Source organism: Stenotrophomonas maltophilia group sp. Smal17 (genome assembly GCF_030237045.1).
In the GTDB taxonomy this organism is placed as follows: Bacteria; Pseudomonadota; Gammaproteobacteria; order Xanthomonadales; family Xanthomonadaceae; genus Stenotrophomonas; species Stenotrophomonas forensis.
The window spans coordinates 33,874-56,767 of the sequence record NZ_JASJSU010000020.1 but is presented as its reverse complement, the minus strand read 5'-3'; the positions used below and the strand labels follow the sequence as shown (position 1 = coordinate 56,767).

Annotated in this window: 20 protein-coding genes and 1 pseudogene; 9 read left to right on the top strand and 12 right to left on the bottom strand. The window is 67.8% G+C overall.

Going from position 1 to position 22,894, the window contains the following annotated elements; all coding sequences use genetic code 11:
- Window positions 1–72 precede the first annotated feature (72 nt).
- A complete protein-coding gene (speE, locus tag QRO93_RS08175; RefSeq protein WP_008268330.1) occupies window positions 73–927 on the bottom strand; it encodes a polyamine aminopropyltransferase in 855 nt (284 codons plus the stop codon).
- 191 nt (window positions 928–1,118) lie between these two features.
- On the opposite strand from speE, the gene speA reads away from it, so the two are divergent.
- Both speA and QRO93_RS08165 read left to right on the top strand, forming a co-directional pair.
- The gene (speA, locus tag QRO93_RS08170; RefSeq protein WP_133935788.1) at window positions 1,119–3,008 is read left to right on the top strand and encodes an arginine decarboxylase; all 1,890 of its coding nucleotides are present in this window, start codon (window positions 1,119–1,121) and stop codon (window positions 3,006–3,008) included.
- A gap of 43 nt (window positions 3,009–3,051) precedes the next feature.
- Window positions 3,052–3,372 (top strand): DUF6122 family protein, encoded by a 321-nt coding sequence (locus QRO93_RS08165; protein ID WP_006474656.1) that lies wholly within the window; start codon window positions 3,052–3,054, stop codon window positions 3,370–3,372.
- A 59-nt stretch (window positions 3,373–3,431) separates the two neighbouring features.
- Here the strand turns inward: QRO93_RS08165 and QRO93_RS08160 are convergent, their stop codons facing one another.
- Genes QRO93_RS08160 through QRO93_RS08150 form a run of 3 tightly spaced genes read right to left on the bottom strand, consistent with a single transcriptional unit; the run spans window position 3,432 to window position 5,706 of the window.
- Window positions 3,432–4,760: an ATP-binding protein gene (locus tag QRO93_RS08160; RefSeq protein WP_053451025.1), complete on the bottom strand. Its 1,329-nt coding sequence runs from the start codon at window positions 4,758–4,760 to the stop codon at window positions 3,432–3,434.
- On the bottom strand, window positions 4,757–5,416 hold the full coding sequence (locus QRO93_RS08155) for a response regulator transcription factor (RefSeq protein ID WP_053451024.1): 660 nt from the start codon (window positions 5,414–5,416) through the stop codon (window positions 4,757–4,759). Before QRO93_RS08155 ends, QRO93_RS08160 begins: the two co-directional genes overlap by 4 nt.
- A complete protein-coding gene (locus QRO93_RS08150; RefSeq protein WP_180878876.1) occupies window positions 5,416–5,706 on the bottom strand; it encodes a PepSY domain-containing protein in 291 nt (96 codons plus the stop codon). The genes QRO93_RS08155 and QRO93_RS08150 overlap by 1 nt, the downstream gene beginning before the upstream one ends.
- Window positions 5,707–5,849: 143 nt before the next feature.
- On the opposite strand from QRO93_RS08150, the gene QRO93_RS08145 reads away from it, so the two are divergent.
- Window positions 5,850–6,284 carry a PepSY domain-containing protein gene (locus QRO93_RS08145; protein ID WP_049456463.1) on the top strand — a complete coding sequence of 145 codons (435 nt, stop codon included), beginning with the start codon at window positions 5,850–5,852 and terminating at the stop codon, window positions 6,282–6,284.
- Between the two features lie 127 nt (window positions 6,285–6,411).
- On the opposite strand, the gene QRO93_RS08140 is transcribed toward QRO93_RS08145, so the two are convergent.
- From QRO93_RS08140 to QRO93_RS08130, 3 genes are all read right to left on the bottom strand, one after another.
- Window positions 6,412–6,891, bottom strand: coding sequence for a hypothetical protein (locus QRO93_RS08140; protein ID WP_053451023.1), 480 nt, complete (start codon window positions 6,889–6,891; stop codon window positions 6,412–6,414).
- Window positions 6,892–7,017: 126 nt separating this feature from the next.
- Window positions 7,018–8,226, bottom strand: a complete 1,209-nt coding sequence (locus QRO93_RS08135; RefSeq protein WP_180878877.1) for an FAD-binding oxidoreductase — start codon at window positions 8,224–8,226, stop codon at window positions 7,018–7,020.
- 12 nt (window positions 8,227–8,238) lie between these two features.
- Window positions 8,239–8,733, bottom strand: a complete 495-nt coding sequence (locus QRO93_RS08130; protein ID WP_053511756.1) for a lipocalin family protein — start codon at window positions 8,731–8,733, stop codon at window positions 8,239–8,241.
- 181 nt (window positions 8,734–8,914) lie between these two features.
- Here QRO93_RS08130 and QRO93_RS08125 point away from each other — a divergent pair, with 181 nt between their 5' ends.
- Complete coding sequence (locus QRO93_RS08125) at window positions 8,915–9,163, top strand: hypothetical protein (RefSeq protein ID WP_006474562.1); 249 nt, start codon at window positions 8,915–8,917, stop codon at window positions 9,161–9,163.
- An 87-nt stretch (window positions 9,164–9,250) separates the two neighbouring features.
- The gene (locus QRO93_RS08120; RefSeq protein ID WP_180878879.1) at window positions 9,251–11,680 is read left to right on the top strand and encodes a DUF3772 domain-containing protein; all 2,430 of its coding nucleotides are present in this window, start codon (window positions 9,251–9,253) and stop codon (window positions 11,678–11,680) included.
- Window positions 11,681–12,074: 394 nt separating this feature from the next.
- Here the strand turns inward: QRO93_RS08120 and QRO93_RS08115 are convergent, their stop codons facing one another.
- Both QRO93_RS08115 and QRO93_RS08110 read right to left on the bottom strand, forming a co-directional pair.
- On the bottom strand, window positions 12,075–14,180 hold the full coding sequence (locus QRO93_RS08115) for a phosphoglycerol transferase I (RefSeq protein ID WP_180878881.1): 2,106 nt from the start codon (window positions 14,178–14,180) through the stop codon (window positions 12,075–12,077).
- A 244-nt stretch (window positions 14,181–14,424) separates the two neighbouring features.
- A pseudogene (locus QRO93_RS08110) lies at window positions 14,425–16,071 on the bottom strand (ABC1 kinase family protein); the annotation flags it as partial.
- Between the two features lie 207 nt (window positions 16,072–16,278).
- Here QRO93_RS08110 and QRO93_RS08105 point away from each other — a divergent pair.
- The gene (locus QRO93_RS08105) at window positions 16,279–17,205 is read left to right on the top strand and encodes a DUF808 domain-containing protein (RefSeq protein WP_180878883.1); all 927 of its coding nucleotides are present in this window, start codon (window positions 16,279–16,281) and stop codon (window positions 17,203–17,205) included.
- A gap of 105 nt (window positions 17,206–17,310) precedes the next feature.
- On the opposite strand, the gene QRO93_RS08100 is transcribed toward QRO93_RS08105, so the two are convergent.
- A complete protein-coding gene (locus QRO93_RS08100; RefSeq protein WP_180878885.1) occupies window positions 17,311–18,849 on the bottom strand; it encodes a GGDEF domain-containing protein in 1,539 nt (512 codons plus the stop codon).
- 104 nt (window positions 18,850–18,953) lie between these two features.
- Between QRO93_RS08100 and QRO93_RS08095 the strand changes: the two genes are divergently transcribed.
- The 3 genes from QRO93_RS08095 (at window position 18,954) to QRO93_RS08085 (ending at window position 21,032) form a co-directional block, all read left to right on the top strand.
- On the top strand, window positions 18,954–19,589 hold the full coding sequence (locus QRO93_RS08095) for an NAD-dependent dehydratase (protein WP_180878887.1): 636 nt from the start codon (window positions 18,954–18,956) through the stop codon (window positions 19,587–19,589).
- Complete coding sequence (locus tag QRO93_RS08090; protein WP_180878889.1) at window positions 19,589–20,296, top strand: YafY family protein; 708 nt, start codon at window positions 19,589–19,591, stop codon at window positions 20,294–20,296. Before QRO93_RS08095 ends, QRO93_RS08090 begins: the two co-directional genes overlap by 1 nt.
- A 349-nt stretch (window positions 20,297–20,645) precedes the next feature.
- Window positions 20,646–21,032: a VOC family protein gene (locus tag QRO93_RS08085; RefSeq protein WP_180878891.1), complete on the top strand. Its 387-nt coding sequence runs from the start codon at window positions 20,646–20,648 to the stop codon at window positions 21,030–21,032.
- Between the two features lie 123 nt (window positions 21,033–21,155).
- Here QRO93_RS08085 and QRO93_RS08080 read toward each other — a convergent pair whose 3' ends face one another.
- A complete protein-coding gene (locus QRO93_RS08080) occupies window positions 21,156–22,544 on the bottom strand; it encodes a dihydrolipoamide acetyltransferase family protein (RefSeq protein WP_053451013.1) in 1,389 nt (462 codons plus the stop codon).
- Complete coding sequence (locus QRO93_RS08075) at window positions 22,541–22,894, bottom strand: SH3 domain-containing protein (RefSeq protein ID WP_053451012.1); 354 nt, start codon at window positions 22,892–22,894, stop codon at window positions 22,541–22,543. The genes QRO93_RS08080 and QRO93_RS08075 overlap by 4 nt, the downstream gene beginning before the upstream one ends.

The window sequence follows — 22,894 nt, the reverse complement described above, 5'->3', positions numbered from 1 at the left end:
TAGAGTCGAGCATGGCTCGACTCTACAGAAGGCAGAAACCCGCGCTGTTGCCAGCGCGGGTTTTTTGTTGGATCAACCCTTCAATGCCGCCTGCACGAACGGCGGGGTCACCAGCACGCCGGTGTGCAGCGCGGCGGTGTAGTACAGGGTGTTGAAGGTCTTGGCCGCCGAGTCGGCCTGGCGGAAGTCGAAGCTGCTGTCGCCCTTGCGCGCCATGGTCACGCTCCACCAGCCGGTGGGGTAGCACGGCTGCGGGAACGGCAGGGTCTTGAACGAGCCGAAGCCGGCCTTGCCCATCTCGGTGCGCATTTCGTTGATGAGGTCCAGCTGCATCAGCGGCGACTCGGACTGCTGCACCAGGATGCCGTCGTCCTTCAGGGCCTTGAAGCAGCTCTCGTAGAAGGCCTTGTTGAACAGGCCTTCGCCCGGGCCGACCGGATCGGTCGAGTCCACGATCACCACGTCCACGCTGCCGGCCGGGCAGTTGGCCATGTAGGCCACGCCATCGTCGAACAGCAGCTCGGCGCGGGCGTCGTCGTTGGAGTCGCACAGTTCCGGGAAGTGCTTGCGCGCCATCACCGTGACCTGCTCGTCGATATCGCACTGGGTCACGCTCTCCACGCCCTTGTGCTTGAGCACTTCGCGCAGGGTGCCGCAGTCGCCGCCACCGATGATCACCACGCGCTTGGGCGCGGCGTGGGTGAACAGCACCGGGTGGCTGATCATCTCGTGGTAGAAGAAGTTGTCCTTGCTGGTCAGCATGATGGCCCCGTCGATGGTCATCAGGTTGCCCCAGTCGGTGGTCTGGAAGATCTCGATCTTCTGGAACGGCGACTGCACCTCGTCCAGCTTGCCGGTGATGCGATAGCCGATGGCCGAGCCGGTGCGCTCGAAGTGTTCGATGTACCAGTTGTTGCTGTCAGTCATTGGAAAACAGTCCTGTTCGGAGGGGTGAAGCCGGGCTGGCGGGCGGGGCCGCGTGGCACAGATGCCACATCCGGACGGATCGGCCCGTTCAGGTTGGAACCTGTCACGGGCGCGGGCGCGCATGATAACGAACCTGTGGGCATATAGGCGTTATCATGCCCCCCCTTTTATTGCCAACAAGGCCGACTGAAATGACCGATTGGTCCCTCGACCAAGCCCGCAAGACCTACTCGATCCCGCATTGGGCGGACGGTTACTTCGACGTGGATCAGGCCGGGCACATGGTGGTGAGACCGACCGGGGCGGACGGCCCGGTGGTGTCGCTGCCCAAGGTGGTCGATGCGGCGCGTGCGGCCGGTGCCAAGCTGCCGCTGCTGGTGCGCTTCCCGGACATCCTCGGCCAGCGCCTGGGCAAGCTGCAGGCGGCCTTCGGCCAGGCCCAGCAGGACTGGGAATACAGTGGCGGCTACACCGCCGTGTACCCGATCAAGGTCAACCAGACCCGTGGCGTGGCCGGCACCCTGGCCAGCCACCATGGCGAGGGTTTCGGCCTGGAAGCGGGCAGCAAGCCCGAGCTGATGGCCGTGCTGGCGCTGTCGCGCCCGGGTGGCCTGATCGTCTGCAACGGTTACAAGGACCGCGAGTACATCCGCCTGGCCCTGATCGGCCGCAAGCTGGGCCTGCAGACTTTCATCGTCATCGAGAAGCCGTCCGAGCTGAAGCTGGTGCTGGAAGAGTCCAAGGCGCTGGACGTGAAGCCGGGCCTGGGCGTGCGCATGCGCCTGGCCTCGCTGGGCGCCGGCAAGTGGCAGAACAGCGGTGGCGACAAGGCCAAGTTCGGCCTGTCGCCGCGCCAGCTGCTGGACCTGTGGAAGTCGCTGCGTGACACCGAGTACGCCGACTGCCTGAACCTGCTGCACTTCCACATGGGCTCGCAGATCTCCAACGTGCGCGACATCGCCAACGGCATGCGCGAAGCCACCCGCTACTTCGTGGAGCTGTCGCGCCTGGGCGCGAAGATCACCCACGTCGACGTGGGCGGTGGCCTGGGCGTGGATTACGAAGGCACCCGTTCGCGCAGCTTCTGCTCGATCAACTACGGCCTGCATTCCTACGCCAGCAACATCGTGCAGCCGCTGGCCAATGCCTGCGAAGAGTTCGGCCTGACCCCGCCGCGCATCGTCACCGAGTGCGGCCGCGCGATGACCGCGCACCACGCGGTGCTGATCGCCAACGTCTCGGAAGTGGAAGAGGCGCAGGAAGGCCGCGTGCCGGACCAGCACGACGACGAGCCGGCGGCGATCCGCCACCTGCGCGAGATCCACGACGAGCTGGACGTGCGCCCGGCGGTGGAACTGTTCCAGGAAGCACAGCACTTCCACGCCGAAGGCCTGGCCAGCTACGCGCTGGGCCAGATCGACCTGCCGCAGCGTGCGCGCATCGACGATCTGTTCTACGCCATCGCCCACGGCGTGCGTGCGCGCCTGAGCTATGACGAGAAGAGCCACCGCCCGGTGCTGGATGAGTTGAACGAGCGGCTGGTCGACAAGTACTTCGTCAACTTCAGCGTGTTCGAATCGATCCCGGACGTGTGGGCGATCGACCAGGTGTTCCCGATCGTGCCGATCGAGCGCCTGGACGAAACCCCGGACCGTCGCGGCATCATCGCCGACATGACCTGCGACTCGGACGGCATGGTGGAAACCTACGTCGAGAACGAGAGCCTGGACAGCTCGCTGCCGCTGCACAAGATGAAGCCGGGCGAGAGCTATCGCATCGGTTTCTTCATGGTCGGCGCCTACCAGGAAATCCTGGGCGACATCCACAACCTGTTCGGCGACACCGACGCGGTGGAAGTGCTGGCCGATGCCGATGGCTATGCCATCACCCAGCAGCGCCGTGGCGATACCACCGACGTGATGCTGGACTACGTGGGCTACCGCCTGGACGAACTGCGTGCCACCTACGCACAGCGCGTGGCCGAGGCCCAGCTGTCGCCGGAACGTGCGCAGGAACTGTCGGACGCGCTGGAAGCCGGCCTGACCGGTTACACCTACCTGTCCGACGAACCGCTGGTCTGACGTCGAAGGAAACGCCGGGCATGGCCCGGCGCTGCCGGCCCTGATGAGCGCACGCGCGATCTTCCATCTGTTCCTGCATGCCGCCGTGCCAGCCCTGCTGGCATGGCTGTTCTGGCGCAAGCGTTTCGCTTCGGCGTGGCTGCTGATGCTGCTGGGCTGGATCATCGATCTGGACCACCTGCTGGCCGATCCGATCTACGCGCCAAACCGTTGCAGCATCGGCTTCCACCCGCTTCACACCGCGCCGGCCATCGCGGTCTATGCCGGTCTGTGCGTGCCGAAGAAGACGCGGTTGTTCGGCATCGGGTTGATGATCCACATCGTGCTGGACGCGATCGATTGCTGGTGGATGCACCACCGCTGATGAGTGACGTGCTGAGCCGAGCCCACGCTCGGCTGCGCCTGGGTCCGTCCCGCCTCGACCTAGTCAGCCGGCGCCAGCGGCAGTTCCAGCCGCGCGCGCAATCCGGGGTTTTCGTTCGACAGGCGCAGTGAGCCGCCGTGGCTGGCGGCGATGTCGGCTGCGATGGCCAGCCCCAGGCCGCTGCCTTCCACCCGTTCGTCCAGGCGTACGCCACGCTGCAACACGCTCTCCAGCTTCGCCTCGTCCAGGCCGGGGCCGTCGTCGCGCACTTCAATGTGCAGCCGGTCCTGCTGGGCCAGGGCGCGCAGCCGCACATCGTGGCGGGCCCACTTGCCGGCGTTGTCCAGCAGGTTGCCCAGCATTTCTTCCAGATCGGTCACGGCACCGGCGAAGGCCAGCCCGGGGGCCACGTCCACCCGGAAGTGGATGCCACGGCCGGCGTGCACGCGGGTCATCAGCCGGCACAGCGCTTCGGCGGCGGGGGCCACCTCGCTGCGCTGCCGGTGGTCCACCGCCAGGCCGGCGGCCAGATAGCGGTCGATGCTGGCGCGCATGCGCGCACCCTGTTCGTGCAGCGTACGCCGCCAGTCGCGGCCGTCGCCCTGTGTCTCGGCGGCCAGCACGCTCAGGGGCGTCTTCAGTGCATGGGCGAGATCTTCCGCACTGCTGCGCGCACGCGCCACCATGCGCTGGTGGTGGTCGAGCAGGGCGTCCAGTTCATCGGCCAGCGGTGCGATTTCCAGATCGAGCTGGCGGCGGTCGATACGTTCGGCTTCGCCACGCCGGATGCGCTCAAGCTGCTGGCGCAATCCGCGCAGCGGGCGCAGCCCGAAATGGACCTGGCTGGCCAGCACCGCCAGCCACGCGGCCACCAGCACCGCCAGCGCAATCGCGGTGCGTTGGCGGAACGCGGCAACATCGGCATCCAGTGCGCTGCGGTCGTTGGCCACCACGGCGACATAGGCCTGTGCCGCACGGGGCAGGCGCACCTGCTGCACGCGGGCGCGCAGTGATTGCTGCATCGGCCCGGGCAGGTTGCGCTGGGTCGGGCCGTCGGCGGTGGCGGCCAGGGTCTGGTCCCACAGCGAGCGCGACTGCAGCAGCACCTTGCCCTGCTGGTCCGCGATCTGCCAGTACGCACCGGAGAACACCCGCTGGAAGCGGGCGTCGTTCGGTTCCTGGCGCAGGCGCAGCTGCCCTTCCGGGTCCACTTCGGCCTGCGCCAGCAGGGTCAGCATGTCCTGCTGCAGCTCGTGGTCGAGGCGGTCACGCGCGCTGCGCTTGAACAGCTCGCCCAGCAGGACGCTGGCCAGTACCGAGACCAGCACCAGACCGATGCCCGCGACCAGCAGCAGCCGGCGGCGCAGCGAAGGCTGGCGCGCGCTCATGCCTCGGCCAGCCGCCAACCCTGGCCGCGCACGGTATGGATGAGGTCGGTGCCCAGCTTGCGGCGTACCCGCCCGAGCAGGACGTCCAGCGCGTTGGAATCGGGATCGTAGCCGCCTTCGAAAACCTGCTCGCCGAGGCGGTCGCGGCTGATCACGCTGCCGCTGTGGTGGATGAAGTAGCTCAACACGCGGAACTCCTGCGGACTCAGCGCCAGCGCCTGCCCATCCAGCTCGAAGCGCCCAGCATTGACGTCCAGCTGCAACGGGCCGCACTGCAGGCGCGGGCTGGCATGGCCATGGCTGCGGCGGATCAGCGCCCGCAGGCGCAGCACCAGTTCGTCGGCCTGGAAGGGCTTGGTGAGGTAGTCGTCGGCGCCGGCATCGAAGCCGGCCAGTTTGTCGTGCCAGCGCCCGCGTGCGGTCAGCACCAGCACCGGGAAGCTGCGGCCATTGCCACGCCAGCGCTCGATCACGCTCAGCCCGTCCAGGCCGGGCAGGCCCAGATCGACGATCGCGGCCTGCAGGTCCTCGACCTGGCCGATCTCCTCGGCCTGGCGCCCGTCGGCCACCGTGTGCACGACGTAGCCGGCCTGTTCCAGCAAAGGCACCAGCCGTTGAACCAGCGCCGCATCGTCTTCGGCCAGCAGGATACGCATCAGTCGTCCAGCTCCGTCTTCAGCAGCTTTCCATTGCGCGCATCATAATCCAGCTCCACCACCACGCCGTCGCTGCGCAGGATCTCCACCTCGTAGACGCCGTCGTCCAGCTCCACTTCCAGCAGCTGGCCCGGATAGCGCCGGAGCGCATCACGCACCACGCCTTCCAGCGGCACATAACGGCCCTGCTGCACGGCACGGCGCGCAACCTGCTGCGCCGGGTCCTGGGTCGGAGCGGCAGCGTTCGGGGCGCCGGCCAGGGCCAGCAGCAGGGTGAGGGTGGGGAGCATCGTGACTGCGCCAGGAAGGGGAACCGGCGCGAGTATGCCGATGGCGACTAACCGTTGCCTAACAGCCGCGGCTAAGGCGCTGTTAACCGGGGCATGCATCGTGGCGGTGCCGGGATGATCCGGCCACGAACAGGAGAACCCCCATGTTGAAGTCGCTCACTCTCGCCACCGTCGCTGCGCTGGCCATCGCACCGGCCGCGCAGGCCGCACCGCTGGGCATGGCCCAGGTCGAACAGACCCTGCGCAAGGCCGGCTACAGCCAGATCCACGAGATCGAGCGCGATGACGGCCTGTGGGAAGCCGACGTGAGCCGTGCCGATGGCCGCTTCAGCGAGGTCTACGTGGACCCGAAGACCGGCGAGATCTTCGATGAGCACAGCAGCCGCGCGCTGTTGACCACCGAGCAGGTACTGGCACGGGCGCAGGCGCATGGCCTGCGCGAGATCCATTCGCTGGAACGTGACGGCGCGACCTGGTCGCTGGAAGCGCGCAATGCCCGCAACCAGAAGGTGGAGGTGCGCCTGAGCGGATATGACGGCCGCATCCTGCACAGCGAGCGCGATGGCTGGCTGGATTGACCTGCTGGTAGTGCCGGCCGCTGGCCGGCAACCCATGATCGTTTCCAACCCCGCGAGTCGCCGGCCAGCGGCCGGCGCTACCGTGCGACTACCAGCCGAGCATGGGCTCGGCTCTAGAGGGTCGGCGTTACCAGCCGTACGGCGGCGGGTAATCCCAGCCCGGGCCGCGGCCGTAGTAGCCGCCGTACGGGCCGAAGAAGCCCGGGCCCTTGCCTTCGCTCACGTGGATGTTGACGTTGACCCCGTGGGTCTTGCCTTCATCGGTGGTGTAGTTCTTGCTGAGGTTCAGCGTGGCGGCGTTGTAGTGGCTGTTGCCACCGTTCTTGGAATAGCCGATGCCGGTGGTGAAGCTGCCGGACACCTTGACCTTGTCGTCGGTCACGTCGGCGATCCTGGCGTCGTCGTGCACGCGCGGGCCGCTCTTGTCGCCGTAGTAGGTGCCGGGCGGGTCCTGCTGCAGGGCCGGGTCGTTGAGGTAGCGCATCGGCGCCTGCGGCAGCGACAGGTCCAGGCCGGCCGCCTGCGGCGCGGTGGCGCCGGCAGCGGACTGGGCCAGCACGGTTCCCGGCAGGGCCAGGCACAGCAGCAGGGTCAGGGGGCGGATCATGACGGCGCTCCAGCGGACAGGTGGCCACGCAACACGCGGCGGTACAGGCCGACGCTAGCAGGGGTTGCTTGAATGATGCCTGTCGGCGCCGGATTGGGGTAGAGCCAGGCCATGCCTGGCTGCAGGTCACAACCGCCCGAACCCGAACAGCCCTTCCAGCGCATGCTTCCGCCGCTCGATCCGGGCCCGCAGCAGCTGCGCGCCGATCATCGAGTAGGTGATGCCGTTGCCGCCGTAGGCCATGGCGAAATGAACCCGGGGCCCCCACTGCGCATGCGGGCCGAAGAACGGCAGGCCATCGGCCGTTTCAGCGAAGGTGCCGGCCCAGGAGAAGGCAGGCACCGGATCCAGCCGTGGGAACCAATGCCGCAGCTGTTTCATCAGTTTATCGGCCTTGCGCTCTACGCGCCGGTCGCGGCGGGCGGGGATGTCGATGGCATCATCCAGCCCGCCCACCAGCAGGCGGCGGTCGCCAGTGGCGCGCAGGTACAGATAGGGGCGGGCGCTCTCCCACACCATCGTGTTGCGCAGCCGGCCCAGCACGTCGGCATCGATCGGATCGGTGATGAAGGCGTAGCTGCTGCGGTTGCGTGCGACCCGCTGTTCAAGCCAGCGCTGGTTGGCATAGCCCATGGCCAGCACCACGTGGCGGGCGTGGACGGTGGCGCCGGCCTCGGTCAGCGCACGCACGCCTCGCGGGCCCGGCGTGAGCGTGTGCAGCACGGTACGGTCATGCACGTGGCCGCCACGCCGGCGCACGCGCTGCAGCAGCGCATAGGTCAGCCGGTAGGGGTCGACCCGTGCCGCCTGGCGGGTCAGCAGCGCGCCACCGGCATCCACGTCGAAGCGTTCCCGCAGCACCTCCGGGCCCAGCCAGCGCGCATCCAGGCCGATGCCCCGCCGCGCGGCGCCCTCGGCCATCAGGCGTGGCACGTCGCGATGGCGGCTGGCCAGGTACAGGCTGTCCATGCGCTGGAAGTCCACGTCCTTCAGGCCACGAGCCACGTCGCCCAGCGCCGGGATTGCCTCCGCGCAGGCCCGGTACGCCAGTGCAGCGGCGTCCTGCCCGTAGCGTTCGGTCAGTTCCAGCAGGTGGGTATCGATCTCGTACTGCAGCAGCGCGGTGCTGGCGGCGGTGCTGCCCCAGCCGATGTCGCGCTGCTCGATCACTGCAACGTCATGCCCGTGATGGGACAGCTCGTCGGCGATCAGCGCGCCGGTGATGCCGCCGCCGACCACCAGCACGTCGCAGCGCAGGTCCTGCTGCAACGGCGGGAAGGCGTGGATCAGGCCGTTGCGCACCGCCCACCACGGGTAGCCACTTTTCAGGTCCATGCGCGACGAAGCTCAGGCAGTGGGGTGGCCGGTGTGCGGGGTCTGGATCAGTTCGGACAGATCGAAGCCCTGCAGGCGAGCCGCCGCCAGATAATGGTCCTGCACGGTCGCGTCCAGCCGCGGCTCGCGCGCCAGCAGCCACAGGTACCTGCGGTCCGGGCTGCCGACCAGCGACACGCTGTAGTCCGGCGCGATCTGGATCACCCAGTAGTCGCCCTTGGCGAACGGCAGCCAGCGCAGGCCCTTGGGCAGGAAGCTCACTTCCAGGCGCGCGCTGTCGTTGTCGACGGCACAGGCCTCGCCGCTGGCTTCCTCGATCTCGCCGTCCATGCGGCAGCGGTTGGTGACGCCGACGTTGCCGTTGTCGAGCAGGGTGTAGTGCGCCGACACGTCGGTGCAGCCTTCCGGCTCGTGGCGCATCGGCAGGCGCGCGATCTCGTACCAGGTGCCCAGGTAGCGGGGCAGCTTGAGGTCGGCGACGGTCTTCAGCGGTGGGTGGTCGGTCATCGGCGTAGTGGCAGGGGTGGGCCTCCACGATGCCGATGGCCTTGCCATGGGCGGGTGAAGCCGGGGCGATGGCCGTGTCCAGAACGTTCCGTCGCCCCGGCGGAGTGCACGTTGTCATCGGCGTGGCGGTATCCTGCCGCCAGCGCCGTGTTTTCCTGATCCAACCGAGGTGGAGGTGCCGATGTACCAGGTGATCCTGTTGAAGAGTGAATCCGCGTTCGCGCGCGAACAGTGGCCGCAGGTCGATGACCTGGTCGACTACGAAGGCGTGAGCTACAGCCTGCGCGCCGGCCCGCGCCAGCCGTTGCCGACCGACCACGACTGGCACCCGGTGGCGGTGTATGCGCCCGACGAGATCACCGAGGAAGAGTTCCAGGACTGGTACGCGCTGCAGCAGCCCACGGTGGAAGAGTTGCGCCTGAAGTACTGACACTCGACGCTGTTGGGGCTGCCCACCCGCCCTTTATCGCCTGTGCCGTATAGTCGCGCGCAGGCGCGGTGGTCCGCGCGAACCGGTGTGGCTGGCGTGTCTTCTTTCCTGCGATCGATCCGTGCACGGGGCCCCTGGCTGGCCCTGTTGCTGTGCAGCGTCTTCCTGCTGTCCGCGCCGGTGCTGGCGCAGGACGAGGACCCCACGCCGAAACAGCAGCTGGCGGATATCGATGCGAAGCTGAAGGAAGTCGACCGCAAGCGTGGTGATGCTGCGGCCATCGAAACATTGGCCATGTTGTCCGAGGACGCTTCGAAAGCGCGACGTGACGCCGAGGCGCTGGAGAAGTCGCTGCAGCCGCAGCTGGACCGCCTCGACGAGCAGCTGGCACAGCTGGGCACGCCGGCCGAGGGCGCCATCGAGCCGCCCGAACTGGCGGCGCAACGGCGCACCCTCAACAAGCAGCGCGACGGCTTGGCCGCATCGGTGGCCCAGGCCAAGGCCAGTGCCGTGCGCGCCCAGCAGCTGGCGACCGACATCGACCAGCAACGCGCCGCACAACGCACCGAGGAGCTGGGGCAGAAGGTCGCCTCGCCGCTGTCGCCTGCGCTGTGGAGCAAGGTGGCCGAGCGCCTGCCGATCGATATCGCACGGGTTGCGCCGTTGGCAGAGCAGGGACGCGATGCGTTCGTCGCCGGTATCCGCGCCAATGGTTGGGGCACGCCGTTGCTGGGCCTGGTGGCCGCGCTGGTGATGATGTTCCCGCTGCGATTGTGGCTACGCCGCCTGGGGCGGCAGTTCGCTGCGTCGGACCGCGCGCCCGATGGCCGCCTGCGCCGTTCCGGGCTGGCCATGTGGCTGTTGCTGGTGGGCACGCTGCTGCCCGGCTATGCGGTGGTGGTGTTCATCGCCTCGCTCAACGCCATCGGTGCGATTGCGCCGCGCCTGCAGAACGTGGCCGACGGCGTGCAGCAGGCCACCTTCGCCGCCGCGTTCATCGCCGCGCTCAGTGCCTGCCTGCTGGTGCCGTCGCGGCCCTCGTGGCGGTTGCTGAACCTGGATGACACCGCCGCGCTGAAGTTGCGCAAGTACGCCTGGGGCGCGGCGGCGCTGGCCTGGCTGAGCACGGTGCTGGTGGCCATCGACCAGGCCACGCGCACCAGCGATGTCACCACGGTGGCGCTGGACGGTGTGATCGCGCTGACCTACCTGGGCCTGATCATGGCCATGCTGGTGACGCTGGCACGCCTGCATCGGCGGCAGACCGCCGAGGCCGAAGCCAAACTGGAAGCGCAGGCCGAAGGTGTGGGCGCGAGCACGCCGGTGCGGCGCAGCAGCTGGCTGGTGCTGGCACGCGTGGCAGGCAACATCGCGGTGGTGGCGGCCATCATCGCCACGTTGCTGGGCTATCTGAATTTCGCCAAGTTCGTGAACCAGCAGCTGATCGGCGGCAGCATCGTGGTGCTGGCGGCGACGCTGCTGTTCAAGTTCGTCGATGACCTGAGCACCTGGATGCTCAATGCCGACAGCAAGGTTGGCCAGACCATCCTGCTCAGCACCGGGCTGAGCGTGTCGCGGCTTGAGCAGGCCGGCGTGCTGCTGTCGGCGGCGCTGCGCACCATTGTCGTGCTGATCGCACTGTTGGCGCTGGTGGCGCCGTTCGGCAACATCGGCGCAGTGGTGGAGCGGTTCGCTTCGTTGCTCACGACCGGCATTCCGCTGGGCGGAACCACGTTGAAGCCGATGGGGATCGTGCTGGCGGTGCTGGTGCTGCTGGCCGGCCTGGCAATCACTCAGCTGGTGCAGCGCTGGCTGACCGACACCTACCTGCCCAAGACCGAGTTGGACCTGGGCGCACGCAACTCGGTCAGTACCGTCGCCCGTTACGTGGGCATCATCATCGCGGTGATCTGGGCGCTGTCGGCCATGGGCCTCCAGCTGAGCAAGCTGGCGTTGCTGGTCAGCGCGCTGTCGGTAGGTATCGGCTTCGGCCTGCAGGTGATCACACAGAACTTCGTGTCCGGCCTGATCCTGCTGGCCGAGCGCCCGGTGAAGATCGGTGACTGGGTGAAGCTGGGCGACCAGGAAGGCGACATCCGCCGCATCAGCCTGCGCTCGACCGAAATCCAGGTGGGCGACAAGTCGACGTTGATCGTGCCCAACTCCGAGCTGGTCACCAAGACCGTGCGCAACATGACGATGGGCAACAACCAGGGCCGCATCCAGATCCAGTTCGCAGTGCCGCCCAGCACCGATGTCGGCAATCTGCGCCAGGCGCTGCTGGATGCGTACACCGCGCATACCAACGTGCTGAAGCAGCCGGCGCCGACGGTCTACATCGACAGCATTGCCGGTGGCCAGATCACCATCAACAGCTTTGCGTACGTGGCCAGCCCGCGGCAGGTTTATGCCACCCGCAGCGATCTGTACTTCAGCCTGCTGCAGATCCTGGCGGAGCGGAACATTCCGCTGTCGACCCCGACCGACATCCACATCACCCGCGATCCACAGGAGTAGGGGTTTCTTTGCAGGGCTGCGCCCTGCACCCGCTACGGGCTAGAGCAAACGCAACAGCAACAGCAACAGCGTGCATTCCGTGGGATGGCGGGGTGGGTCCGGTTGCGGGGGACGCCGTAAACCCGTCCATGGGGGCTTGGCCGCGGCATCCATGCCGCGGACACCCCCGCAACCGGACCCACCCCGCCTTTGACAGATGGCCGCGATCTGTCGGAAATGCTCTTGGGGGTCAGATCCGTTTTCCGGAGGAAAACGGATCTGACCCCAGATTGATTTCGATATCTGAGAGACGTGTCGACCAAGGTCGACACCGCCCCGCCAACCCACGGACTGCCCGCTCTTGATGTTGCCGTTGCTTGTAGCAGGTGCAGGGCCGCAGGCCCTGCAAAGAACCCTACCCGCGCGGCCGGCTGCGCGAGGGCACCAGTGCGAACGTATCCACCGCCAGCTTCTCGGCATGGTTCAACCACGCACGGATCTCCAGATCATCCACTTCGTGGTCCAGCCCGAAGGACACGTTGATCTTGCCGTTGGCATCAGGCTGTACCCACTGCTGCGCCAATACCACCTTGCGCTGCGAGGACACCGCCTCGATCCAGAAACCGCGATCCGGGCGCGTGCTCGCCACCAGCTGCAGCATGTACTGGCCGGCACGGGTGCGGCGGCCCTTCTGGGTGATCATGTGCGCCTGGCGCACGCTCGGGCGCGGGCCCTGGAAGGCGTCCAGTGGTGCATCCACCGCGATGCCGCCGCGCAGGTCATTGTCGCGGTAGAGCTTGATGCCATTGTCGCGGTTGACCAGCAGGGCGCACCAGTCGCCGTCGGCCGAGCCGTCCTCGAACGCGGTACAGCGGTCGACGTAGGCCAGGGTGTTGTCCGGGTTCGCGTCATCGAACTGGCGCGAGGTGTTTTCCAGGTACACCGACTTCAGGCCCCAGTCCTTGTCGTACTCCAGCAGCACCGGCGGCTGCACGTGCTGCAGGCCGACCACCACCTGGTCATCGCCATCGATCTTCAGTTCGCGGGTCGGTTCGCCCAGCCACAGTGAACGCGCGAAGGCGAGGTACTGCGGATAGTCGCGGCCGCCGTCGCGGTGTGCGGCCACGCTGGCACTCGGTGCGCGCTCTTCATCCAGCAGCGAGCGGCCAAAGCCCATGGTCTGCAGCTTCGGGTCGAGCAGGCTGAGCAGGGTCGCGCCGGAATCGAGCGTCGAACCGTCCTCCACCGCCAGCTGGCGCGGTGCCACGCCGTCGCCGAGGAACAGCAGCAGGTTCTCGCGCTTCTGCCGGGTCAGGATATGGGTCAGATCGTTGGGCATCGCCAGGTGGTCGGAGGCGATCACGATCAGCGTGTCCTTGCCGTACGGGCTGGCCTGAATGCGCTGCACCAGCTGCGAGATCAGCCGGTCGCTGCACTTGAGCGCGTTGAGCATGTTGATGTTGCCGTACTGGCTCTGGTAGCGCTCGCCCTTGCACGATACCGGCAGGTGGCCGGCGGGATGATGGGTGTCCATCGTAAGCGTGGTCAGCATGAACGGTGAGCCCGCACGCGAGAGCTGTTCAAAGCGCTGGTAGGCGGTGTCCAGCAGTACGTCGTCGTGCACGCCCCAGGCCGAGTAGTGGATGCGGCCGATCTTCTTCTGCTGCTTGAACCACGCCAGGTCGTGCACTTCATCGAAACCGTGGTTGGCCAGGAACTGGCCCTTGCCGGCGAACTGGCCGTTGGCGCCGCCCAGGTAATGATTGGTGTAGCCCTGCTGCTTCAGGTAGTCGCCCAAGCACACGGCCTTGGGCAGGAAGCTGCCCATGCGGTCCATGCTGTTCTCGTCGCCCTGCGAGGTGGTCAGCGGCACGCCGCACATCGACGACACCAGGCCGGCGATGGTCCAGCCGCTGCCCTCGGCCGAGGCCAGCCCACGCACGTCCAGCGACTCGGACGCCAGGCGGTTGAGGTTGGGCATCAGGCCCGGAAACACGTTCTCGTCCAGGTAGGTGCGCTCCAGGCTTTCGCCGTAGATCCAGACGATGTTGCGCGGGCGCTGCAATGGCTGCGTCGGCACCTGGTATTCGGGTGCGATGCGGGCGAAATCGACCGGGCGCAACTGCTGGTACAGGCGCTGGCCGTCGCGCGCCAGCGGGCTGATCATGATCGTGGCCACCCACACTGCCGCGAAGCCTGCAAACCAGGCAGCACCGTGGCCGGGCCGGCGCCAGCGCTTCACCCGCGTGGCAATCAGCGGCAGCAGCGAGACCAGCGCCAGCACGATGAAACCGGCGATATAGCCCTTGAAGTCGGCGACGCCAGCGCCTTCCATGTCGGCGCCCAGGTGGTACAGGGTGGCGGCATTGAGCCCATCACCGGACAGCTTGTCGATCAACCACCACGCACTGAGTGCAAGCAGCAGCAGCGAGAACGCACCGGCCTTCCACCACACCCACTTGTCGGACGCGAGGAACAACCAGCACAGCAGCAACAACGACAGCAGCAGTATCCAGAGCATAGGCAGCTTCGGCAGTGACGGGGTGGTGGTGATGGACGTCGTACCGACGCGTGTCCATCCGACCGGCGCTGCCGCAAGCACATCCACATGACAGGCCGATGACCCGATAGTGCATGCACGAACCTGACTGAAATGTTTGTTGAAATGACGCGCGCGCAATCACGCCCGGAAGGTAAAACGAGCGTGAAAGGCTTCGTTGGATTGCATTAAAAACCGCATGAATACGGCGGTTTCAGTGGATGCGCTAACGGTGGCCGCGCTCCTCGCGTGCCCGCGCGCGACGATCGAACAGCAGTGCGCTGGTCACGATGCCCAGTCCGAGCACCACGCCGATCAACAGCAGGATCAGCGCGATGAGCGGGTAGCCGAACAGGTGCCAGCCGGTGTCGATCTTCATCATCATCGCGGCGGCCATGATCAGCGCCGCGCTGATGATGCCGGCCGCCACGCGGTTGGCGATCTTCTGCAGGTTCTCCATCAACCGTGATTCTTCCAGCCCGGTCACCTTCATCTGCAGGCGGTTCTCGGCAAGCAGCGCCATGATGTCCGACAGCTTGCGCGGCCCATCGCGCAGCAGCTGCTGCAGCTCCATTGCTTCGCTGGCGATGTTGGCGGCCGACAGCGATTTCTTCAGGCGCGCGCGCATGACGTGCTGCAGCTGGCGCTCGACGATGCGGCGGGTTTCCAGCTCGGGTGCCAGCAGCCGGCACACGGTTTCCAGGTTGAGCAGCGCCTTGCCCAGCAGGCTCAGCTCCGGCGGCGTGCGCAGGCCGCAGGCGGTGGCGATGCGCACCATGTCCAGCACCACGCGGCCCTCGGAGAAGCTGCCGCTGGCGGCGTAGCGCGCAATCAACTGGCCGGTCTCGCGCAGGTAGCGCTCCTCGTCGAACGCCTCCAGCCGGGTGCTGATGCTGATCAGGTCGTCGGCCACTTCTTCGCCGCGGCCATCCACGGCGGCGAACAGGATCTTCAGCAGCCGCTCGCGCAGGCGCGGCGGCATGTGCGCGACCATGCCCAGGTCGAAGATCGCCAGCCGCCCGTCGGGCATCACCCGCAGGTTGCCCGGGTGCGGATCGGCATGGATCTCGCCGTGCACGAAGATCTGGTCCAGGTAGCCACGGATCAGCGCCGCGGCCAGCGGGTCCATCGATTGCTCGGTGCGGCGCACATCGGGAATCGCGTCCACGCGCACGCCGGTAGCCAGTTCCATGGTCAGCACGCGCTGGCTGCTGTAATCCCACAGCGGCTGCGGAATCCACAGCCGGCGGAACGGCTTCAGGTGCCGGCCGAAGCGCGCCAGGTTCTCGGCCTCGGCGTGGTAGTCCAACTCCTGCATCAGGGTCTTGGCGAACTCGTTGAGCCAGTCGCGCAGGCGCACGCGGCGGCCCACCTGGGTCAGGTGGTCGGCGGCCAGCGCGAAGCTGCGCAGCGCCTCCAGGTCCGAACGCAGCTGCGCGGCCACCTCGGGCTTCTGTACCTTCACCGCCACCTGCCGGCCATCGTGCAGCACCGCGCGGTGCACCTGCGCGATCGACGCGCAGCCCAGCGGCTCGGGATCGAACGAAGCGAACAGCTTGTTCACCGGCGCACCCAGTTCCTGCTCGACGATGGCATGGATGCGCTCGACCGGGATCTCGGCCACCTTTTCCTGCATGCGCTCCAGCGCGGTGGCGAATTCCACAGGCACCATGTCCGGGCGGGTGGACAGCATCTGGCCCAGTTTGACGAAGGTCGGCCCCAGGGCTTCCAGGTCGCTGACGAACTGTTCCGGGTTGCCGTCGGCGGGCACGTCGGCCTGGTGGCTGGCGGCGTCCAGGTTCATGCCCGAGAACACCCCCGAATGGCGGTAGCGCATCAGCAGGCGCAGGATCTGGCTGCGCCGGTTCATGCCCTTGACCAGCGGGGGATTGCCATTGGCGGTGGGCGGATTGCTCAAGCGACACTCCCATGCGACAAAGTTGGTAGTGCCGGCCGCTGGCCGGCAATGTCCAGATTCCGCAGTGTCGCCGGGGGGCGGTAGGCACGCGGTGAATCCGGCCGCTTCCGCAGCGGCCCCGGTATCGGTCAGAATCCGCTCATTCCCTCACTTGGATGCCCCATGGCCGGTGCCAGCCTGTTCGCCCTGCTCGACGATATCGCCTCCCTGCTGGACGATGTCTCGGTGCTGACCAAGGTCGCGGCGAAGAAAACCGCCGGCGTACTGGGCGACGACCTGGCGCTGAACGCGCAGCAGGTGACCGGGGTCAACGCCAACCGCGAGCTGCCGGTGGTGTGGGCGGTGGCCAAGGGATCGCTGGTCAACAAGGTGATCCTGGTGCCGGCCGCGCTGGCGATCAGTGCACTGGAGGCGTGGTTGCACAGCCGTGGCTGGAATGTGCCGTTGATCGTGCCGTTGATGATGATCGGTGGCGCCTTCCTGTGCTTTGAAGGCGTGGAGAAACTGGCACACCGCTTCCTGCACTCATCCGATGACGACGCCGAGCGCCAGGCCGAGCGGCGCAAGGCGCTGGCCGACGCGCAGGTGGACATGGTGGCGTGGGAGAAAGACAAGGTGAAGGGGGCGATCCGCACCGACTTCATCCTCTCGGCCGAGATCATCGTGTTGACCCTGGGCGTGGTGGCCACCGCGACCTTCACCAACCAGCTGCTGACGCTGGCGGTGGTCGCACTGGCAATGACGATCTTCGTCTACGGACTGGTGGCGGGCATCGTCAAGCTCGATGACGTGGGCCTGTACCTGTCGCGCAAGGGCGGCGCAATTGCGGCGTTCGGTCGCGGCCTGGTCGCCTCTGCACCGTGGCTGATGAAGTTCCTGTCGGTGGCCGGCACCATCGCCATGTTCCTGGTCGGTGGCGGCATCCTGGCGCACAACGTGCCGGCACTGCATCACGCGGTGCAGGCACTGGGTGGCGAGGGCCAGTGGGGCTGGTTGATCGGTGCGGTCGGCAACATGGTGGTCGGCATCATCGCCGGTGCCATCGTGCTGGCTGCGGTGAGCGGCTTCCAGAAGCTGCGCGGGAAATAAGCGGCGACGGATTCCCCGATAGGGGCCGACCTTGGTCGGTGCTTTGCTTCCCGCACGTGCCAACCAAGGTTGGCACCTACCGAAGCGGTTCACGGGCGCCGGGCGCTATCCCGCCTGCACCCGGTTCTTGCCCTGTCGCTTGGCCGCGTACAGGGCATCATCGGCGCGCCGCAGCAGCGCCTCGGCGTCGTCGCCGGGCTGCCATTGGGCCAACCCCGCACTGAAATGCACCGGCACGCGCCGATCCTGCACCGTCAGCACGCGGTGCGCCAGCGAGCGCTGCAGGCGCTGCACGGTGGCCATGCTGTCGGCGCCCTGGGTTTCCGGCAGCACCAGCACGAACTCGTCGCCGCCCAGCCGGGCGATGCCATCGGTGGCGCGCAGCAGCAGTTTGCATACGGACACCAGGTGCTGCAGCAGCGCATCGCCACCGGCATGGCCGTGCGCGTCGTTGGTCTGGTGGAAGTCGTCCATATCGATCATCGCCACACCCAGCGGCGAGTTGTTGCGCGCGGCACGCGCCAGCTCGCGTTGCAGCAGTTCTTCCAGGCCACGGCGGTTCAGTGCCTGGGTCAGTGGGTCGATGCGGGCCAGATCGCCGGCAGCACGCAGTTCCTGCTCCAGCTTGGCGATGCGTTGCTCGGCAAGCTCCACTTCCTGACGCGCATTGGCCAGGTGGTCGCGCGCCTGCGCGGCTTGCTGCTGCACCTTGCCGGTGTCGCGCATCACGTCCTGCAGCAGCTGGTTGAGGTCGGCGATGCTGCGCGCCTCGCGCAGCTGCAACGCGTAGCTGCCGATGCGATCGTGGTACTCGCCGGTGCTGGCAGCCATGCCATCCATGCGCTCGATGAACTCGCCCATCAGCCCGCGCATCGCTGCCTTTGAATCGTCGATGCCCTGGCGCAGCAGGCCCTGCTTGTAGATCACTTCGCGCAGCTCGGCGCGGGTGCGCTCGACGGCTTCGGCCTCCAGCGGCCCGTCCAGCAGCTGGCGCACCGCAGCGATCTGGCCCTGCAGCCAGCTGCGGTCGTCCAGCAGTTCGCTCACGTTCTCCAGCAGCAGCGCGAACAGCTCCAGCAGCAGCGCCTGCTGCTCCTGCCAGCTCTCGGCGCGCACGCCGACCTGGTGGCCGAGTTCGCGCACGCCCTGTTCGATCGGTTCCAGGGCCGTGCCGGGCTGCCACTGCCGCAGGCGCATGGCCAGCGCCTGCGCCTGTTCGCGCAGGTCCGGGTCGTGCTGCAGCAGCGCCACCACCGCGCCGCCCAGCAGCAGCCGCAGCTGCTCGGACAAGCGCAGGCTTTCGGGCTGCCCATCCGGTGAATGCTGCTCGATGGTGCGGATGTACTTGTCGATCAACTGCCGCATCGCGCGCCCATAGCGCGGCCAATCGGCACTGGCCTGCGCCGATTGCAGGCGGTCGCCCATGTCACCGAGTTCGCCGGGCAGGGTGGCCATGCCGTTGGCGAACGCGGCCAGCAGCGGTTCCGGCGCATCGGCGCCGGCAAACAGCTGCTGCAGGGCCACGCCACCGCCGCCCTGCAGCACCACGCGGTCACCCAGCCCGTCATCCACCACCGCGCGCACGCGTGCCGGCGGCCCAAGGGCAGTACCGGGGGCGGGGCGGTGGTCGGGCTGGTCCGTCATGGAGCAAATCCTGGGCTGGCAGGGACTGGTTCCAGCATATCGGCGCGGCCGCCGACGGCTTGAACGGCTAGGATGGGCCACAGGATGCCGCAGTGGAGGTAGTGATGCGCGTGATGCTGGTGGGGGCGACCGGCCTGGTCGGCGGGCTGGCCCTGCCGATGCTGCTGGACGACCCGCGCTGCCGTGCCGTGGTGGCCCCCTCCCGGCGGGCGCTGACCCTGGCCCACCCGAAGCTGTACGCCCCGCTGCTGCAGTTCGACGCCCTGCCGGAGGCGCCCGACTGGGCGCAGGTGGATGCCGTGATCTGCGCGCTGGGCAGCACGATGGCCCAGGCGGGGAGCCGTGAGGCCTTCCATCGTATCGACCATGACTACCCGCTGGCGTTTGCGCAGCTGGCGCGCGGCCAGGGTGCACGCGCCTTCGTACTGAATTCGGCAGCGGGGGCCAATGCAGGCTCCGCGATCTTCTACAACCGGGTGAAGGGTGAACTGGAGCGCGATCTGCGCGCGCTCGAGTTTGCTTCGCTCACCCTGGTGCGGCCCGGCCTGATTGGCGGGCAGCGCCAGCAGGTGCGCCGTGGCGAACACTTCGCCCTGCGGGTGCTGGGCGTGTTGGGGCCGGTGTTGCCGCGGGCGTGGCGGATCAATCCGGCCGAACGGATTGCCAGGGCGCTGGTGGATGCCGCGCTGGCTCCGCCGCCGGGCGAGCACGTGGTGGCATCCAGCGCACTGGTCGGCTGATGTCGCGTGCGCTGCGCCTGACCCAGCTGCTGCAGCTGCTGCGCCGCCATCGGCGGCCGGTGGCCGGGCAGACGTTGGCCGACGCGCTGGGCATCAGCCTGCGCACGCTGTACCGCGATATCGAGACCCTGCGCGAGCAGGGTGCCGACCTGCGCGGGGAAGCCGGCATCGGCTACCAGCTGGTGCCGAGTGACACCCTGCCGCCAATGACCCTGCCACCGGCCGAGGTCGACGCGCTGGTGTTGGGCTTGCGCTGGGTTGCGGCGCGCACCGAGCCTGCGCTGGCCGAAGCCGCACGCGATGCCCTGGCGCGTATCGCGCATGTGTTGCCTGCAGCGCGGCGCGAGGCATTGCGTGACAGTGGCCTGCGCGTTGGCCCTTCGCGAACGACGGCCAAGGTGCCCGCCGCGCGGCTGCAGGCCGTGCGCGAGGCGGTCAGTGCGCAGCAGCGCCTCAGGTTTGGTTATGAGGATGCGCACGGCCAGCGCAGCGAACGCATCGTCTGGCCGTTCGCACTGGCTTACTTCGATGAAGTGCCGATGCTGGCGGCCTGGTGCGAGAGCCGCGAAGACTTCCGCCATTTCCGCCTGGACCGCATCCGCCAGGTGCGCGCGCTGGAGGACCGCTACCCCGTGCCGCGCGCGACCCTGCTGCGGCGCTGGCAGAAGGCGCAGGGCATCGCACCGGACTGGCTGGACCGCTCGTAGCGTCGAGCTTGCTCGACTGCTTCTGTGCTTCGCTTCCTGCTTCGGGGGGAGGGCGGCCTTCGCTCTTTGCTCTTGGTAGAGGTCGAGCTTGCTCGACCGCCCTTGATCTTCGCGAACAGCCGTCGAGCAAGCTCGACATCTACCAGAGCAACGGCAACAGCAGTCTTTCGCGCTTCGTTTCCTGCTCTCTGGGGGGAGGGCGGCCTTCGCTCTTTGCTCCCGGTAGAGGTCGAGCTTGCTCGACCGCCTTTGATCTTCGCGAACGGCCGTCGAGCAAGCTCGACGCTACTGACAGAATCTGTCAGCAGGCCGGTACCACCATGAAGCCTCCCAACAACGGAGCTTCCCCATGTTCACGCCCAGCACCCTGCTGCAGTACGTGCGCGACGTCGCCACCAGCGCAACTTTCTACAGCGGCATTCTCGGCAAACCGCCGGTCGAGCAGTCGCCCGGTTTCGCCCTGTTCCTGCTCGGCGATGGCACCGCACTCGGCCTGTGGCAGCGCGATGACGTGCAGCCCCCCGTGTCTGCGCAGGCCGGTGCCGCCGAACTGGCGATGGTGGTGGCCAACCCGGAAGCCGTGCAGCAGATGCACGACGCGTGGCGCGCGCTCGGCGTGCAGATCCTGCAGGCGCCGGTGACACTGGAATTCGGCCACACCTTCGTCGGCGCCGATCCTGATGGCCACCGCCTGCGTGTCTACAGCCGCGCCGAGGGCATGGTCGCGCGCGATTGATCGCCCGCATTGTGTAGATCCACGCCATGCGTGGATACGGGCACAAAAAAACGCCGGGCAGTGCCCGGCGTTTTTCCAGATCATGTGCCAACCAAGGTTGGCACCTACCGATCAGGTGGCCGATCAGCTGGCCAGCGCCAGGTCGTCCATCATCGCGCGCAGGAAGCGGGCCGCTTCACCACCGGTCGCCGCGCGGTGGTCGAAGGTGACCGACAGCGGGATCACCTTGTGCGCTTCCACGCCGCCCATCACCGGGGTCATCTGGTGGCGGGCACGGCCGGCACCGACGATGGCCACGCACGGCGGCACCACGACCGGGGTCGCGTAGCGGCCGGCGAACATGCCGAAGTTGGACAGCGAGATGGTGTAGCCGCTCAGTTCCGAGGCGGCGATCGAACGCGATTCCACCTGCTCGCGCAGGCGGTTGACGCCTTCGCGGATGCCACGTGCATCGAGCATGTCGGCATTGCGCAGCGCCGGCACGAACAGGCCGTCGTCGGTGTCCACGGCAATGCCGATGTCCACCTGCGCGTGCAGGGTGCGGGTCAGCGCTTCACCGTCGAACCAGGCGTTCATCGCCGGCACCTTCTGCGCGGCCACCACGATCGAGCGCACCAGGCGCGCGGTGACGTCGTTGCCCGGCAGCCAGGCGTGGATGTCCGCGTCGTCGTTCAGCGTGGTCGGCACGACCTTGCTGTGCGCATCGGCCATCACGCGGGCCATGTTGCGGCGCACGCCCTTCAGCGGTTCCGGCTGGCCCTTGGCCACCACGCCCGGCGGCTGGGTGCGCATCGGCTTGCCGGCGGCAGACAGCGGGGTGCGCGCTTCGCTCTGCACCGGGGCCGACACCTGCGCCGGGGCCGGCGCGGCATAGGCAGCCGCGGCAACCGGTGCCGGCGCGGCGCCGAGTTTGGCACTGCCATTGGCGGCGGCCTGCTTGACGTCGGCCATGGTCACCGCGCCATCGGCGCCGGTGGCACGCACGCGGGACAGGTCCACGCCCAGCTTGCGCGCGGTGGCACGCACGGCCGGAACGGCCTTGACGCCACCGACGGCCAGCGCCTGCTCGGCGTGCACGGCGTTGGAGCTCTGCATCGCACCGACCACGGTACCGGCGTCATCACGCTCGGCGGCGGCGGGCTTGGCGGCTTCGGTGGCCACCGGTGCGGCAGCGGCCGGCAGCGGCGGCGGCGTCGGTGCGGCGGCAGGCGCGGCGTGGCCGTGGCTGTGGCCGGTGTCCTGGCCATCGGCACGCTGCGGCAGGTTCGGGTCCAGCTCGAAGCTGGCCAGCACCGAACCGGTCGGGATGATGTCGCCGGCGGCGCCGGACAGCTTCAGCACCTTGCCGGAGAACGGCGAGGGCACTTCGACGACGGCCTTGGCGGTCTCCATCGAGACCAGCGGCTCGTCCAGCTTGATCACATCGCCTTCCTTGACGAACCACTCGACGATGGTGGCGTCCGGCAGGCCTTCGCCCAGGTCGGGCAGGTTGAAGTTCTTGGTCTGGCTCATGTGCAGTTCTCTTCCAGCAGTTCCAGTTCGCGGGCCGGCAGCCAGCCCGTCGCGCCATTGGCGCGCTCGGACCACCACCACCCACCGTGTTCGTGATGAAGCTTCACCATCTCGCCGCTTTCCACATCCAGCTCGCGGGCGTCGTAGTCGCACAGCGCTTCGGCGCGACCCTCGTCCAGCAGCTGCAGCCACGCGACGGGCGCCCATCCAGCGCGCCCATCGTTGGTGCGTACCCAGGCAAACGCCGGCCATTCCTCGTCACGAACACCTACTTCGACGATCTGGCCGGTGTGGAACCGGAGCGGGTTGGGATACTGGCTGCGGTAAGCCCCCAGAAGGCGGGCCCGCAT

What these genes read in the sequence shown, in the direction of transcription:
- QRO93_RS08130 (WP_053511756.1), bottom strand. Translation starts at nt 8,733, where the DNA reads ATGACCGACCACCCACCGCTGAAGACCGTCGCCGACCTCAAGCTGCCC.
- QRO93_RS08085 (WP_180878891.1), top strand. Translation starts at nt 20,646, where the DNA reads ATGTTCACGCCCAGCACCCTGCTGCAGTACGTGCGCGACGTCGCCACC.
- QRO93_RS08100 (WP_180878885.1), bottom strand. Translation starts at nt 18,849, where the DNA reads ATGACGGACCAGCCCGACCACCGCCCCGCCCCCGGTACTGCCCTTGGG.
- speA (WP_133935788.1), top strand. Translation starts at nt 1,119, where the DNA reads ATGACCGATTGGTCCCTCGACCAAGCCCGCAAGACCTACTCGATCCCG.
- QRO93_RS08105 (WP_180878883.1), top strand. Translation starts at nt 16,279, where the DNA reads ATGGCCGGTGCCAGCCTGTTCGCCCTGCTCGACGATATCGCCTCCCTG.
- QRO93_RS08095 (WP_180878887.1), top strand. Translation starts at nt 18,954, where the DNA reads ATGCGCGTGATGCTGGTGGGGGCGACCGGCCTGGTCGGCGGGCTGGCC.
- QRO93_RS08115 (WP_180878881.1), bottom strand. Translation starts at nt 14,180, where the DNA reads ATGCTCTGGATACTGCTGCTGTCGTTGTTGCTGCTGTGCTGGTTGTTC.
- QRO93_RS08075 (WP_053451012.1), bottom strand. Translation starts at nt 22,894, where the DNA reads ATGCGGGCCCGCCTTCTGGGGGCTTACCGCAGCCAGTATCCCAACCCG.
- QRO93_RS08140 (WP_053451023.1), bottom strand. Translation starts at nt 6,891, where the DNA reads ATGATCCGCCCCCTGACCCTGCTGCTGTGCCTGGCCCTGCCGGGAACC.
- speE (WP_008268330.1), bottom strand. Translation starts at nt 927, where the DNA reads ATGACTGACAGCAACAACTGGTACATCGAACACTTCGAGCGCACCGGC.
- QRO93_RS08165 (WP_006474656.1), top strand. Translation starts at nt 3,052, where the DNA reads ATGAGCGCACGCGCGATCTTCCATCTGTTCCTGCATGCCGCCGTGCCA.
- QRO93_RS08145 (WP_049456463.1), top strand. Translation starts at nt 5,850, where the DNA reads ATGTTGAAGTCGCTCACTCTCGCCACCGTCGCTGCGCTGGCCATCGCA.
- QRO93_RS08155 (WP_053451024.1), bottom strand. Translation starts at nt 5,416, where the DNA reads ATGCGTATCCTGCTGGCCGAAGACGATGCGGCGCTGGTTCAACGGCTG.
- QRO93_RS08080 (WP_053451013.1), bottom strand. Translation starts at nt 22,544, where the DNA reads ATGAGCCAGACCAAGAACTTCAACCTGCCCGACCTGGGCGAAGGCCTG.
- QRO93_RS08150 (WP_180878876.1), bottom strand. Translation starts at nt 5,706, where the DNA reads ATGCTCCCCACCCTCACCCTGCTGCTGGCCCTGGCCGGCGCCCCGAAC.
- QRO93_RS08135 (WP_180878877.1), bottom strand. Translation starts at nt 8,226, where the DNA reads ATGGACCTGAAAAGTGGCTACCCGTGGTGGGCGGTGCGCAACGGCCTG.
- QRO93_RS08090 (WP_180878889.1), top strand. Translation starts at nt 19,589, where the DNA reads ATGTCGCGTGCGCTGCGCCTGACCCAGCTGCTGCAGCTGCTGCGCCGC.
- QRO93_RS08160 (WP_053451025.1), bottom strand. Translation starts at nt 4,760, where the DNA reads ATGAGCGCGCGCCAGCCTTCGCTGCGCCGCCGGCTGCTGCTGGTCGCG.
- QRO93_RS08125 (WP_006474562.1), top strand. Translation starts at nt 8,915, where the DNA reads ATGTACCAGGTGATCCTGTTGAAGAGTGAATCCGCGTTCGCGCGCGAA.